The sequence below is a fragment of the Pedobacter sp. 05L430 genome, assembly GCF_056397585.1.
The window spans coordinates 1-14,371 of sequence record NZ_JBFTNT010000023.1 but is presented as its reverse complement, the minus strand read 5'-3'; the positions used below and the strand labels follow the sequence as shown (position 1 = coordinate 14,371).

The window sequence follows — 14,371 nt, the reverse complement described above, 5'->3', positions numbered from 1 at the left end:
GATATAAAAGTAAAATCAGACTTTGAAGAAAATCTGTAGAGCTACTGGCAATATCCAGACTAACTTTTTCTTTTATGATGGATAAGCTTATCCATAGCCTCCTGAAATGATCCTGCCCTGGTAACCTCTCCACTATTTACAAAGAAGATTTCGTCGGCATTCTCGATGGTATTTAAACGGTGGGCAATAATTACCAGAGTAGTCTCTTGTGGCAATTTGTCTAATATCTCGCCAAGTAGTTTTTCTGTTATGGTATCAATATTTGCTGTCGCCTCATCAAGAATTAGCAGATCCGGCTTTCTTAGCACAGCGCGCATAAAAGCGATCAATTGTTTTTGTCCCAGACTTAAGCTATCGCCCGAAGAGAGAATCTTTGTTTCTGCTCCATCATCAAAAACTGAAAGTAATCCTTCCAATCCAGTGGCTTTAATTATTGCTAAGAAACTTTCCTGATCATATTCATGATACTGTTCATTGCCGTATAAGATATTTTCTCTAACCGTTCCTGTAAATAAGAACGGTTCCTGAAGTATAAATCCAATTTTCTTACTCCGTTCTTCAGGAGTATAAGATTTGATGTCTTTGCCGTCTAAAAGAATCATTCCACTAACCGGATCGTACAAACGTGCCATAATGGATGCAGTTGTGGTTTTACCTCCACCTGTAGGACCTACCAGCGCATATGTTTTTCCTTTTTCGAGCTTAAAATTCACATTGTGAAGTATTTCATTACTTGTGGTATATCCAAAATGAACGTTTCTGAATTCAAGTAACGAATCTGAGGCTGTTGCAACACTACCCTTAACAATATCCAGATTACTTTCGAGAGATAACATACGGGAGATCCTATCCCAACCCGCAAGTGCAACCTGGAAACTTGTCCACAAAGCAGCCAATTGCCTTAATGGGTTATAAAAGTTAGTAGAATAAGCCAAATAACTTACAAGCAGGCCTATACTAAATTCCGATTCAGAGATCAGATAAATCCCATAACTCAGCACAATTAATTGCGCTAAAGCGGAAAACAACCCGAATACAGGTAAGAACATGTTGTTTGCCATTCCTGTACCCATAGCAGTTTTATAATTATGCTGGTTGGCTACATCAAACTTTTTTCTAAAATAATCTCTTCGGTTAAAAGCAATTATCACCTTAAAGTTGTTCAGGCTTTCCTGTATTTCGGCGCTTAGCCCACCAGAGCTTTTTAAACTTAACGCATTCCTTTTTCTTACCCAAGGCGAAACACTTCTTGTAAAAATCAGGATAACTAAGGCTGGTACCAGGGTAGCTAGCCCAAGTTTTATATTGATAGATAATAAGAATACCCCGGAACCGATCATAGTAATGATACTACTAATGAACTGCATTAGGGCCTGAGAAAAGAATTGGCTCAATTTATCCGTATCATTATTAACCCTTGATATCAGATCACCTGCTTTGTTCTCATTAAAGAAGGCTACAGGTAATTGCTGGATTTTATTAAAGATTACGTTTCTTAATTTGAAGATGGCGCGCTGGGCTACACCTCCCATCCATTGCGTTTGCAAATAACTGCTCACAAAAGCGATAGAATACATCCCTAGTAAAATCCCTGCAAATACCAAAACACCATGATATTTTCCGGTTTGCACGTAATGATCTATTGTATACCCTATTAAAAACGGGCCAAGAAGGTTAAGTGATGCACTAACAAGAATTGCCGATAAGGAGAGAAAAATACGCTTTCTCTCTTCCGCAACCAGATTCAACAGGTTTTTAAGTCCTGTCCAGGATGAACTTTTCTTCTCCTGMTCTGCTATGCTGTTCAGATTATAATTCATAGTTGCTTGTGCTTTTTTGTGAATTAAAAATCTGTACGTATTCAGGGCTTGTATTCATAAGCTCTTTGTGGGTTCCTGCGGCCAGTATTTCGCCCTGCATAAGCAAAATGATCTGTTCATAATGCTCAACCGCAGCTATTTTCTGAGTTACCGATATAAGCGTTAAATTAGGGTAATTGCGCTGAATATTTTCAAGTATGCGGGTTTCAGTCTGATTATCTACCCTTGCTGTAAAGTCATCAAGCAACAATACATTTGGATTTATTGCCAATGCACGTGCCAGCATAATCCGTTGCTTTTGTCCTCCTGAAAGACTTAATCCCCTTTCGGAAACGCTGGTATTTAACCCTTCCGGCAATGATTCCATAAAATCTTTTAGTTCTGCGGTTTCAATTGCCCTTTGTAAAGATTCGTCTGTTACCGTTTCACTAAAAGTTATATTTTCGCGGATGCTCATATTGAACAGGATACTATCCTGAAAAACAAAGCCTAACTTTTGGTAAAAAGATTCACTTTTATATTCATCTATTTGATGTCCGTTGAATGTTAATACACCGCTATCTGGCTTAATTAAACCACTAAGCAAATAGAGCAGTTGTGTTTTACCTGCTGCTGTTGGTCCAATTACCGCAGTCCTTGATCCTGGTCGTACAGAGAAATCGATATGCTTTAATACAGGCTTTTCACCGTAATTAACATTTACATCCTTCATTTCTATAGCTCCGGTTAAATTAGCTGCCAGCTGACCTGTTTCAATAGTATCTGGTCTTTCCAGCATTTCGCTGATCCTGCCGTATGAAGCAGTAGCCTGAGCAATTACATTACTCATAAAACCTATGATAAGAATCGGGAAAATTAGCAGTGCCAGATAACTGTTAAAAGCAGCAAAATCACCCAAGCTCATTCTGCCGTTAATTACATAATGTCCACCCAGAACCAGAATCATTAAACCCGCCATATTTGCTGTAAATACAATTATGGGGATTAGCCAGGCAAATAACCTCAGAATTGAAAGTCCAATATCTTTGGCCTTATTACTCGCCTCAAAAAACTTATCATATTCCAGTTGCTGCGAATTAATTACGCGAATTAACATAGCCCCAAGGATACTTTCATTAATTACTTTATTTAACCAGTCTATTACTTCCCTGCTTTTTTTGAATAGCACCCGTACTTTACCCAATACAATAAAAAACGTACCTCCAATAATTGGAATGATGGCCATGACAATTAAGCCAAGTTTCCAGTTGATGCTAAGCAGTAAGATACTTGCGCCAATAATGATGAACAAGGAGGATACGATAGAAACAATGGCCTGCGATACAAACAATTTTATAGAATCTACATCGGAAGTAAGATTAGTAAGTAAACGGGATGGGTTCGTGGTTTGTATATAAGCAAAGCTTTGTCGGGATATTTTATCGGCTAACCGGGTTCTTAAGTCCCTTGCTACCTTTTCTGAGGCATAGGTTTGCATTAAACTTTGCAGGAAACTAAATAGAAAGATAATGAGCACTACAACTATAAATTCAGTAGCAATGGTTTTATATGAAAATTTGCCTGCACTGTATGCATCTATACCGCTACCAATAAGTTTTGGTATCCAAAGGTTGAGACCATTGCTGAGCAATGCAAACAAGATGAGCAGCATAATCAGGCCTGAATACGGTTTAAGCAAACTAAAAATGCTTTGACCCTGCTTCGTTTTCTGTTTTGGACCCTGAGTATCTGAATTTTTCATTTTCAACTTACGAAATTGGGATTTTTTTTCAATACTATAACCCAATATCAATTATAATTCAGTTATTTTTAAGTTACGAAAATGAATCTCAGCACCCTCAGATTCTAAACACAGGTACCCCTTCTTTACGGTTGATTTACTTATCCCATTTACAAACTTGCCATTTACCGATAATTTGATGGTTCCATCCACACAAACAACTGTATAACTATTCCATTCGCCTTTTCCTTTGCAACGATTCTCTACAGATTTACTGCGTTCGCCCCTTGGATTATCCGGAACTGTTTGTACACCCCCAACCCCAAAAAGTTCGCCATGAACATATGCAATAGGTGGCTTTTCACCATTAGTAATATTCTGGTTTACCCAGTCAAGTTCAAGCATCTGCACTTCTACGCCACCAGGCAGTCGATTTTCYGCTCCCGGTTTTGCATCACTCCATACAAATACTCCCGAATTTCCGCCAGCTTCCATGTGCTTCCACTCAACCTGTAGTATAAAATTCTCATATAGCTTTTCTGAGCGCATAACGCCAATGGGCTTGCCTTTGCAAATGAGCAGATCTTTATCTACCCTCCAGGTATCAGGATCCGTATTTACATTTATCCAGTTAATCGACTGCCCCTTAGCTTTATCACCACTGGTTGTTTGCTCAAATTTTAACTCAGTCCCAAATTTAATAGATTTTGCTTGTGCATATAATGATGGTTTGCAAAGTAAAAGAAACAGAAAGGCCATACCTATCCCACTTAATATTTTCATATCTATCGTTTTAGGTTGGTTAAATTACTTTGGTGATACCAGGCAAAGCTACCGGATGGTCTTCCCATTTAAGATCCCAATGATAATCCTCTATTTTTGGGCCTAGCGTTTCGGTTGATTTCATGACCTGTTCTAATGTCAGCGTTTGGCCACTATATGCAACCATACGTCCCCAAATCGCCAACAGAGTGCTGTTTGCCATTTCTTCGCCCTGGTTTATTGGATTTCCACTTCTTATACCAGCAAAAAGTTCATTATGTTGAGTTTGGTACATATTGTTTTTCTCTCCGTTATAAATCCATTTGTTTTTCCCGGTTATTTCGTATTTGCTGCCAACATTAATAACTGCATTTCCATCTGAGCCTAAAACGTCTACGCTGTTGCGATGCGATGTTCCCTCCTGCTGCCTGCAAAAATGGTATCCCTTAACTCCGTTAGCATACTCATACTCGATTGCAAAATGGTCATATATATTACCAAAGATTTCATCCACACGAACTTGTCTGCCACCTGTCCCTGTCGCACTAACCGGCATTTTTCCGCCCATTGCCCACGACATCAGGTCAAGGCTATGAACTGCCTGTTCTGTTATAAAATCGCCCGAAAGCCAGCTGTGGTAATGCCAGTTACGCATTTTATAGGTGAGATCGGTCCAATCCGGCTGACGAGGGTTTGACCAATTTCCCGCCCCATTCCTGAATGTAGAAACGGTTCTGATGTCGCCAACATCTCCATTTAAAATCCTTCCGAAAGTAGCCCTGCTTGGCAGATCGTAACGGAAACAAAAACCAGACACCAGTGAAAGGTTTTTCTCCCGGGCTTTTTTTGCCGCATCTAAAACCTTACGTATCCCGGGCACATCAACCGCAACGGGCTTTTCACAAAAAACATGTTTATCTGCGTTTATTGCAGCGGTTAAATGGTCAGGTCTAAATGCTGGAGGTGTTGTAAGTAAAACTACATCTACCCCAGAATCTATTAGCTTTTGATAAGCATCAAACCCAATAAATTTATTCTTTTTGTTTACTTTAACCCTATCACCTCCAATTTCTACAAGGGCCGCATACGCGCCTTCCAATCTATCCTCAAAAACATCAGCCAATGCTGTAATTATAACATCCGGATCTGCCTGCAATGCTTGCGCTGCAGCACCTGTACCGCGACCACCGCAGCCTATTAGACCTACTTTAAGCTTAGACTTTGCTGAAGAAAACAATGGAGAAGCAAAGCCTGATTGATAAGCTAATGTACTTCCTACAAGTACCAGACCCGATTTCTTTAGAAATGATCTTCGATCTGTTAAATTTGGAATTGTAATTTTAGTCATAATATTAGGTTCATTTGTTCGGTTGTGTTCTCCCTGGCAGGAGTAGTTTCATTTTGTACTAAATTTATGTTAAGTTATCTAAAGATGGAATTATTCACAAAAAGATTACCTAAAAAATAAAGAAATTGCATGATGATGTCCAATTTCAGAAATTACAATCGTCATCTGTTTTTAACCATTAAAACTTAAGCAAAATGAAAGAGTTCTTATTTGTATTTAGAAATGATTATCAGGCTGTACCTAAAGGTTCTCCTGAAGAAATGCAGGCCGAGACTAAAAAATGGATGGATTGGATAGGCGGTATTGCTGCACAAAACAAACTGGTTGACCGAGGTAATCGCCTGGGATCCGAAGGTAATACTGTAAAACCAGGAAATGTAATTACCGACGGCCCATTTATGGAGATTAAAGAAGCAATTGGAGGCTACACGCTTGTCAGAGCAGAATCACTGGAAGAAGCTACAGAAATGGCAAAAGGCTGCCCTATCTTTAAAAATGGCGGAAGTGTAGAGGTTAGAGCAATTAACCCTATGTAAGCGATAATCCTACGATTAGTTTAAAAAAATGATAAGCCTTTGTAATTTGCAAAGGCTTATCATTTTCGCGCATCTAACCTATCAGTTTTATTATGGAACAAACAGAAGAATTAATACCGCATTTATTTAGAACAGAATACAGGAAATTAACTGCTGTACTAACTAAAATATTTGGTCTGGAACATATAGAAATTGCAGAGGATATTTCAAGCGATACTTTTTTGATGGCATCTGAAACCTGGGGGATTAAAGGTTTGCCAGAAAACCCCGTTGCCTGGCTCTATACTGTAGCAAAAAACAAGGCTAAAGATTATTTGAAAAGGAATACGCTGTTTGATCAGAAGATTACGCCGCACCTCCAAAACAATAGCTCCGAAATTCAGGAATTTGAAATTGATCTGTCGGAACAAAACATTTCAGATTGCCAGTTACAAATGATGTTTGCAGTTTGCCACCCTTCTATTTCTTCTGAAGCACAGATAAGTTTATCTCTCCGCGTGCTCTGTGGTTTTGGAATTGATGAAATAGCAAATGCCTTTTTAACCAACAAAGAGGTTATTAACAAGCGACTGTTTCGGGCTAAAGAAAAACTTAGGATGGAACAGGTTAAAATCGAATTTCCTAATCAGGGCGCAATTGAAGGCAGATTAGAAATGGTTCTAAGAACTTTATACCTTCTTTTTAATGAAGGTTATTATTCGGCCGGAAAAGATGTAACCTTAAGAAAAGAGGTTTGCCTGGAAGCCATGCGTTTAACTAATTTGCTACTTGAAAACAAAACAACAAACAAACCGGCAGTAAATGCACTAATTTCTCTAATGTGCTTTCATGCGTCCCGCTTTGAAGCAAGAGTAAATGTAAACGGGGAAACTATCCTTTATCAGAATCAAAATGAAAACCTTTGGAACGAAGAACTCATTACCCAGGGGGAATGCTTTTTAAATCAAGCCTCCGTAGGGGATAAACTTTCAAAGTACCATCTTGAAGCAGGTATCGCCTATTGGCATACCCATAAACAAGACTCGGCAGAAAAGTGGGAAAGCATTTTGCAACTTTACAATAAGCTGCTTCAATTAGAATACTCGCCAATTGCAGCACTGAACAGAACCTACGCCTTATCCAAAGCCAATGGTAAGAACGAAGCAATTATAGAGGCTGAGAAACTAAACCTGAACGATAATCATTTATATCATGCTCTTCTGGGTAATTTATATACGGGAATTGACAACTCTAAGGCACGGTTCCATTTTCAAAATGCTTTAAAACTAGCTAAATCAAAAGCTGATAAAACGATAATATCAAAAAACATAAGTGATCTTGGTTCTGACTAGAATCAACTAGTTCTATTTTCAGGCCGATCCTCTGCCCTTATTTCCCCAAGAGCAATCTGGCTTGCGTTCCCCATTGACCAATAAAAAGGTCCGGTTTACCATCTTTGTTTACATCACCAATAGCTATACCCCAGCTTCTGCCTACAGTAGATTCCGGAATAACCTCGTTGGTCACTAACTTAAAATTCCCTTTACCATCATTTTGCAATGCCTGAACCTGCATCGGCTGAAAAGGAGGAATCTTGAGTGCGCTTAAGATAATGTCTGGGTGACCATCATGGTTGAAGTCAAAAATTGCCCCTGCATAAGTAGAGTATTGCTGCTTTGGAATCCTTTTTGCCGTTTCATCTTTAAAATTTCCTTTACCATCATTAATCAGCAAACGGGCAGTAGGATCTTTCTCAAATGCACCCCCATTGCTTGTTAGGTTAAGAAATAGAATATCGGGGTGTTTATCTCCATTTGCATCAAATACTAAAACTTCTCTTGTATGCAAAGGAACCAGAAGCTCCAGCTTTTCTGCTTGTTGGGTGAAACGTCCTTTTCCATCATTAAATAATAAACGATTAGGAGGAACCTCATTCCCTGCAATTAAATCCAGATGCCCATCGCCGTTTAAATCAGTCAGCTTAACAGATTGTGTTTCCCATCTGAGTGCAGGCAATCCTTCTTTTGTATAATCAATAAAGTGCCCAGGCTTATCCGGATTATTTAGCCACAAGAAATTCTGAGGTGTAGGTCCGGTGTTTCCAACAACAACATCCAATAAACCATCGCCGTTTACGTCTCCAATATCCAGTCCATTCGCTTCACTTTTTGCAGGCAGTCTCTCACTCACATTTCTAAAAGTTCCATCTCCATTTCCTAAATAGAACTCATGATTTTGATCATCTTCGGCAACGAAGATGACATCCAGATTCCCATCTTTATCAAAATCTCCTGCACGTACGTGTTCTGTATCGTGCGATTTTTCTGCAAAAACACCTTTATTCCAGGTAAATTTTCCTGTACCATCGTTTATATACAATCGGTTAGGCAAATTTTCCAACGCTAGTATAGCATCCAAATGACCATCTTTATTCACATCAGCCAAAACCACATCCAAAGCATGTGCTTCTGCATCTATGGGCAATTGAGTTAAGGTAACATCTTTGAAATACTTGGTTTCCACACTTTGTGAACAAGCATTATTAACAACGACAAGGCTTAGTAAAGCCGAAATCGTATAGAATTTTCTGAATGGAGAAAGCTGCATAACTAAAGTTACTCATATTTTCATTATTCCATTCCCCGGAGCAGACCAAAAAAAGAAAATCAAAACAAAATGATTTTTCGTTAAAAGCTGTTTGTATTAAATCTAAATAAGAATACCTTTGCGGCAGTTTTAATCTTTACACGAATAATTATATGCCAGATTCCCAAATCAAAACGCATGCAGAAAACTTATCTTCTTTATTAACATATAAATTATTACTGATTTTATCAGTCTTGCTTCTTATTGCAACCCCTTTTATCTCATTTGCGCAAAACGGCAATTCAAAGGCTTCGCTATCAGGCATAGTCAATGACACTGAGGGCCAACCGCTGAAATATGCAACTGTTACCGTGAGTGGCGGCAAAAGCATTCCGACAGATAAACTCGGCAGATTCCTGATCAAGGATCTATCTGCCGGTGCTCACCGCATTAGTGTCAGCCTGGTCGGCTATCAGACTTTAGTCAAAGAGGTAACGCTTATTGCTGATACCACCACCGAAGTTTCTTTTGTGCTTGAAACAGGAAATGCCCTTTCTGAAGTGGTTGTTACTGCTGGTAGAAAACCAGAAAGCCTGAAAGATGTTCCCTCCTCAGTTACCATTCTTACCGCAAGGGATGTAAAGGAACAGTTGAACGTTAATCCTTCAGTTACCGCCATCCTTGGAAATACCGTACCGGGATTGGGAACTTCCAGTAATAAGGCCACCAATTCAGGACAGACCCTACGTGGCCGTCAGGTATTGGTACTGATTGACGGTATTCCCCAATCTACGCCACTTATGAACGGAAGTCGTGATATCCGTACACTTGACCCGGCAGCTATTGAACGTGTTGAGGTCATTAAGGGTGCAACTTCTATTTATGGTAATGGATCTGCAGGTGGTATTATTAACTTTATCACAAAAAAACCCACTGCTAATAAAACGTTTAGCGGTACCAGCAGTGTGGGATTAAATGGTAACCTGGCACATCCGTCAAACACAACGGGATACCGATTTTCGCAAACTTTTTCAGGAACGATAAATAAGTTTTCCTATGTGGTTAATGGCACATATAATTATACCGGGGTGTTAAAGGATGCTAAAGGGAACGTGAATGCCCAGCCTGATGGACTTGGTGAGAATTCACTTTATAATACCTTTGTTAAACTTGCGTACAAACCAAATGAGCATAGTGAAATTATTGCTTCATATAACCTGTTTAGAAGTGTACAAAGCAGCGATTACATCAACGTAACGGGCAAATACGGCGAAAACCCTTCGGTAGGTAAAAAAGGAGATGATCCCGGAGAAGCCGCAGGTACACCGTACAACCACAATGCCTTGGTTTCCTATCATAATGATGCGCTGCCTTTAGCCAGTTCTCTTGATGTTTCGGCTTATTACAATAGCTTTATATCTATGAACAGATATGTGGAGAAAGCAACGGCCTGGTACGGCCCGGGACAAACCAAAATACAGTCGTTCAAAAAAGGTGTTCGCCTAACATTGAACACCCCATGGAAAATGGGCGCTTTTGGCGATGGAGAACTGACTTACGGACTCGATCTGTTAAGCGACAGAACCAATCAGGTTCTTACCGATGGCAGGGTATACATTCCGGACATGAACATGCTTAATCTTGCACCATATGCCCAGATGAAGATGGACATAATGACCAATTTTGTTTTGAAAGCCGGAGTTCGTTATGAAAATGCCCGTGTTAAAGTACAGGATTTCAGCACTATTGCCAGAGGGCCTAACGGCGAAGGCAGTATTGCTGTTACCGGGGGTAAGATTCCTTATCATAGCACTACTTTCAATGCTGGTTTAAGATACAACAAATATGATATCTTTAATCCTTTTGTAAGTTTCTCTCAAGGCTTTGCAATCAACGAGCTGGGTCGTATCTTAAGAAGTGCAACCAGCAATACGCTGGAAAGCATTGCCACAGATCCTATTATTACCAATAATTACGAGACGGGTTTCAGCAGCAGGCTAGGCATTGTTAATTTAACCGCATCTTATTATATAAGTACTTCTAAATTGGGGGCTAACCTTGTTGATGTTGGAGGATACCTTGTACCTCAGCGCGAACCGGAAAGAATCCATGGCTACGAAATTTCGGCTGATGTATACTTTAGTCAGAAATGGACAGCGGGAGGCAGCTACTCTTATGTAGAAGGAAAAGCAGAACAAACAGGCGGCACAAAAGTATATATGAATGGTTTACGCATTGCGCCACCTAAAGCAACTGCTTACCTGGGCTACCGTCCGTTGAGTTCGCTTGATGTGAAACTATATTGGGTATATACCGAGGGTCGTGATCGTTTTGATGTACGCGCTAATGGTTTGTATGCCAACAGTGAAGGTCCGGTTAAACCGGTAAGTCTTTTCAACCTGTCGGCCGGCTACAGATTTAACAGTAAGTGGTCAGCCGGACTAGGTGTAGAAAATTTGCTGAATAGTTCATATTACCCGGTAGTAAGCCAGTACCGCGCCATTGATGCAGAATATGTACGTGGCAACGGCGCAACCATGAGTCTGAATCTTTCTTATAACTTTTAATAATGCTGCGGAAACTCTTTTTCTGGCTGCATAAATGGCTTGGTCTGATTACAGGCCTGGTTGTTTTGATTGTTAGTATAACTGGTTGTATAAATGTCTTTTCGGATGAACTAAAAGAATACTTTTATCATAAGCGATATTATGTAGAAGCTGAGGGGAATCGCAACTTTTTAAATTTCAGTGAGCTGCGCAATCAGGCGCAAAAAGCGCTTGGGCCGGATGTTAAGATTACCCGCAGTGAGATCTATCCTGCTAAAGGCCACACCTGGATATTTCGTGCATCGCTAACGGATAAGAAAGCCATCGGACACTGGAACTACTACAAATATTATTACAGGGTTTATGTGAACCCCTACAATGGAAAAGTAGTATACGTGGAAGACACGCGAAATGAATTCTTTCAACTGGTGTTGAACCTGCACATGAACCTACTATTGGGTGACTCAGTTGGCGGCATGGTAACAGGAATTTCGGCGCTATGCTTTTTTGTTTTATTGTTGAGCGGTCTGATTCTGTGGTTTCCTCGGAAATGGAAGACAAAAGCCTTCAAAAAAGGGCTTGTAATTAAGCGTAATGTAGGAATAAAGCGACGAATTTATGATTTACACAATGTATCGGGCTTTTATATCCTGATTCCAGCGATTCTGATCTGTGTAACAGGTTTGGTCTTCGCTTTTCCCTGGGCTGATCAGTCTGTTCAGTTCCTGGCCAATGGCGGAAAAGCTGCTGAAAAGCGCATTATTCCATTATCTACGCCCAACGAGACCTACCATCCTCAGTCAACAGATAGCGCTATTACTCATCTTTTCCAATTGCATCCTCAAGCAGATATACTATCGATCCGCTTCCGCGAAAAGAATACAGATCCAATGGATGTTCAGGTACGGCTTGCCAAAAATCGTACACACCTGTTCGAATGGTATTATTTTGACCGTAACAACGGCAAACTGTTAATGAAGTACGGCGATCAGGACGTAAAGGGTGGTGAGAAATTCAGAAGTATGAATTACGACATTCATACCGGAGCCTATGCGGGCATCCCAACCAAGCTACTTGCTTTCTTTGTTTCATTAATCTGTGCCGGCATGCCCATCACAGGCTTTTTAATGTGGTATAACAAAGGGAACAAAAAGCGGTCGAGATAAGTATCCTCAATTTAGTTGATTGCCACCTGGTAGTGCGTAAAACATTTTTTAACTTTAATCAAATGTTTAGTGGAAATCGAAGATAATATGGATTCTAATGTAAAGATTATCAGTAGCGATGAAGGAGAAACATTAGCGATAGCTGGTGGCAATTACAGAATTGTAATCTCCGGAGATCAGACCAATGGCAACTATGCTGTTATTGAAATGACTGTTCCTCCAGGTGGAGGCCCACCACCCCACTCCCATCCCGAAACTCAGGAAATGTTCCACGTTCTGGAAGGAGAAGTGGAATTTAAAACAGAAGCAGGTAAGCAAACTGTTGGTAAAGATGGCTTTGTAAATATACCCTTTGGTGGGGCGGTACACTGTTTTAAAAACATCTCTGAAAACCATGCACGCTTACTCTGCACGGTGGTACCGGCAGGACTGGAAAATCTATTTAAGGAAATAGGCGTACCTGTATTGCCGGGTCAGATTCTGCCAGTTCCTGAATTAAACGACAAGCGAAGAGAATTTTTAAAAGAAATAGACCTAAAATATAATCAGAAAACCTATCCTCCAGACTTTCTAGGCTAGTAGCTAGGGATAGAAGTCTGCAATACCGAAATCATAGAACATTACTGCTACACTATTGGCCAATGGCCAATGAAAGATTAAACATTACGTACCTGCCCAACAACGAGGCACTACTAGTAGATTTTACAACATTGCTGACATAATTATTAACTAGTGTTTTTACATCAAAAAGGTTTTTACCTATAATGCTGTATTTTAAGCGTGTGTTTTTAGGCTGATATATGAGCTCCGAATTCAATATATGATAATTCGTTTTGTTAAGCTGATATAGGTCAAAAGAAACCAGTTGTGTTAAACCACCACCAAATTTAATCCTTGAAGCAGCAGAATATTTACGGACAATGTTATTGTTTATCCTATTATCGGCTAAATAAGTGGCATCTTTGATATATTGAAATTGTCCTGAAAAGTTCAATGGAAATTTAAAGCCCGTAGATAGCTTAAAATCAAATGCGTTATTGAAATTAGTATAATTATTTATTTGATTGCTAATTGATGCGTAATAATTGGTTTTGGATCGACCAAAATTTAAGGTGAAATCTGTAGAAATAACCGGGATAAATTTTTGAAAAACAGCATTTCCTCCTAATTTTTTTATCCCCTTATAAAAATCCAGTTGCGTGTAAAACAAGGTATTATCAAAATAATTAGCGGTAAGAAAACCTGATGCGCTATAGCTTGCATTGCCCGATAACTGAAATGAAAAATATTTATCAGAAAAAGATCTGTTGTTATAGTATGCCCGTATGATATGGCTGTTAAAGTAATATATACGATCTAAACCTGTATTGATATTCCTAACATCTGTTACCAAACTGTTTTTGTAATAATCAAAATCATCCGTGGAGGTATTCTGAATTTTGTAATTTAAGGACAGCTGCTGATAATCACTTAATTTAGCAGTGATGTTGAGTTCTGGCTGTAAGTAAAAGTAGGTGCTATCCTGCTCATACACACTAATATGTTTTATGTTTCCCCTTAATAAACCCTGCACTTTGATAATTTTGTTATCGAAAGTATATTTCGCCGCTAGATAAAGTAACCGACTATCCGTAACAACATCATTTTGAAAATCTTCTCCAAGAAGGGTTTGATTAAAATTATCTACCCTATAAAGATTAGTAAAGGTTTGTGTTTGTTTAATGTTACCTCCCCCATTTAAGTAGAAATAGTTGTATCCCGATTTTTTTAGTAGTTGAGCATCAACCGTAACTGTATTTAGCGTATTCGAAGCATTTTGAAGCAGATTTTTGGCACCGTTAAATAAAGGAATTTGACTGTATAGATCAGAAATTGATCCGTAGCTTTGCTCAATTTTCTGGTTAAGGG

11 protein-coding genes are annotated in these 14,371 nt (G+C 39.4%); 5 read left to right on the top strand and 6 right to left on the bottom strand.

The genetic code is table 11. The features are described 5' to 3' along the window. Positions 1 to 59: 59 nt before the first annotated feature. From AC1DG9_RS06680 to AC1DG9_RS06665, 4 genes are read right to left on the bottom strand one after another with little or no spacing between them, the layout of a single operon-like run. Positions 60 to 1,820 (bottom strand): ABC transporter ATP-binding protein, encoded by a 1,761-nt coding sequence (locus tag AC1DG9_RS06680; RefSeq protein ID WP_477634435.1) that lies wholly within the window; start codon positions 1,818 to 1,820, stop codon positions 60 to 62. Then, positions 1,810 to 3,561, bottom strand: a complete 1,752-nt coding sequence (locus tag AC1DG9_RS06675) for an ABC transporter ATP-binding protein (RefSeq protein ID WP_172660660.1) — start codon at positions 3,559 to 3,561, stop codon at positions 1,810 to 1,812. Before AC1DG9_RS06675 ends, AC1DG9_RS06680 begins: the two co-directional genes overlap by 11 nt. Before the next feature lie 51 nt (positions 3,562 to 3,612). Continuing rightward, entirely contained in the window at positions 3,613 to 4,323 is a 711-nt protein-coding gene (locus AC1DG9_RS06670; RefSeq protein WP_288880720.1) for a 3-keto-disaccharide hydrolase, read from the bottom strand. A gap of 19 nt (positions 4,324 to 4,342) precedes the next feature. Then, entirely contained in the window at positions 4,343 to 5,650 is a 1,308-nt protein-coding gene (locus tag AC1DG9_RS06665; protein ID WP_288880718.1) for a Gfo/Idh/MocA family protein, read from the bottom strand. 194 nt (positions 5,651 to 5,844) lie between these two features. On the opposite strand from AC1DG9_RS06665, the gene AC1DG9_RS06660 reads away from it, so the two are divergent. After that, positions 5,845 to 6,186: a YciI family protein gene (locus AC1DG9_RS06660; protein WP_172660662.1), complete on the top strand. Its 342-nt coding sequence runs from the start codon at positions 5,845 to 5,847 to the stop codon at positions 6,184 to 6,186. Positions 6,187 to 6,278: 92 nt separating this feature from the next. After that, on the top strand, positions 6,279 to 7,517 hold the full coding sequence (locus AC1DG9_RS06655; protein WP_337715365.1) for an RNA polymerase sigma factor: 1,239 nt from the start codon (positions 6,279 to 6,281) through the stop codon (positions 7,515 to 7,517). A gap of 37 nt (positions 7,518 to 7,554) precedes the next feature. Here the strand turns inward: AC1DG9_RS06655 and AC1DG9_RS06650 are convergent, their stop codons facing one another. Further along, a complete protein-coding gene (locus tag AC1DG9_RS06650) occupies positions 7,555 to 8,772 on the bottom strand; it encodes an FG-GAP repeat domain-containing protein (RefSeq protein ID WP_337715367.1) in 1,218 nt (405 codons plus the stop codon). 152 nt (positions 8,773 to 8,924) lie between these two features. Between AC1DG9_RS06650 and AC1DG9_RS06645 the strand changes: the two genes are divergently transcribed. From AC1DG9_RS06645 to AC1DG9_RS06635, 3 genes are all read left to right on the top strand, one after another. After that, positions 8,925 to 11,318, top strand: coding sequence for a TonB-dependent receptor (locus tag AC1DG9_RS06645; protein WP_337715369.1), 2,394 nt, complete (start codon positions 8,925 to 8,927; stop codon positions 11,316 to 11,318). Positions 11,319 to 11,320: 2 nt separating this feature from the next. Then, complete coding sequence (locus AC1DG9_RS06640) at positions 11,321 to 12,463, top strand: PepSY-associated TM helix domain-containing protein (RefSeq protein WP_288880708.1); 1,143 nt, start codon at positions 11,321 to 11,323, stop codon at positions 12,461 to 12,463. A gap of 69 nt (positions 12,464 to 12,532) precedes the next feature. Further along, positions 12,533 to 13,042 carry a cupin domain-containing protein gene (locus AC1DG9_RS06635; protein ID WP_288880706.1) on the top strand — a complete coding sequence of 170 codons (510 nt, stop codon included), beginning with the start codon at positions 12,533 to 12,535 and terminating at the stop codon, positions 13,040 to 13,042. Between the two features lie 52 nt (positions 13,043 to 13,094). Here AC1DG9_RS06635 and AC1DG9_RS06630 read toward each other — a convergent pair. Continuing rightward, on the bottom strand, positions 13,095 to 14,371 hold a 1,277-nt coding region (locus AC1DG9_RS06630; protein ID WP_477634434.1), incomplete at its 5' end, for a hypothetical protein.

What these genes read in the sequence shown, in the direction of transcription:
- AC1DG9_RS06640 (WP_288880708.1), top strand. Translation starts at nt 11,321, where the DNA reads ATGCTGCGGAAACTCTTTTTCTGGCTGCATAAATGGCTTGGTCTGATT.
- AC1DG9_RS06675 (WP_172660660.1), bottom strand. Translation starts at nt 3,561, where the DNA reads ATGAAAAATTCAGATACTCAGGGTCCAAAACAGAAAACGAAGCAGGGT.
- AC1DG9_RS06660 (WP_172660662.1), top strand. Translation starts at nt 5,845, where the DNA reads ATGAAAGAGTTCTTATTTGTATTTAGAAATGATTATCAGGCTGTACCT.
- AC1DG9_RS06645 (WP_337715369.1), top strand. Translation starts at nt 8,925, where the DNA reads ATGCCAGATTCCCAAATCAAAACGCATGCAGAAAACTTATCTTCTTTA.
- AC1DG9_RS06665 (WP_288880718.1), bottom strand. Translation starts at nt 5,650, where the DNA reads ATGACTAAAATTACAATTCCAAATTTAACAGATCGAAGATCATTTCTA.
- AC1DG9_RS06655 (WP_337715365.1), top strand. Translation starts at nt 6,279, where the DNA reads ATGGAACAAACAGAAGAATTAATACCGCATTTATTTAGAACAGAATAC.
- AC1DG9_RS06650 (WP_337715367.1), bottom strand. Translation starts at nt 8,772, where the DNA reads ATGCAGCTTTCTCCATTCAGAAAATTCTATACGATTTCGGCTTTACTA.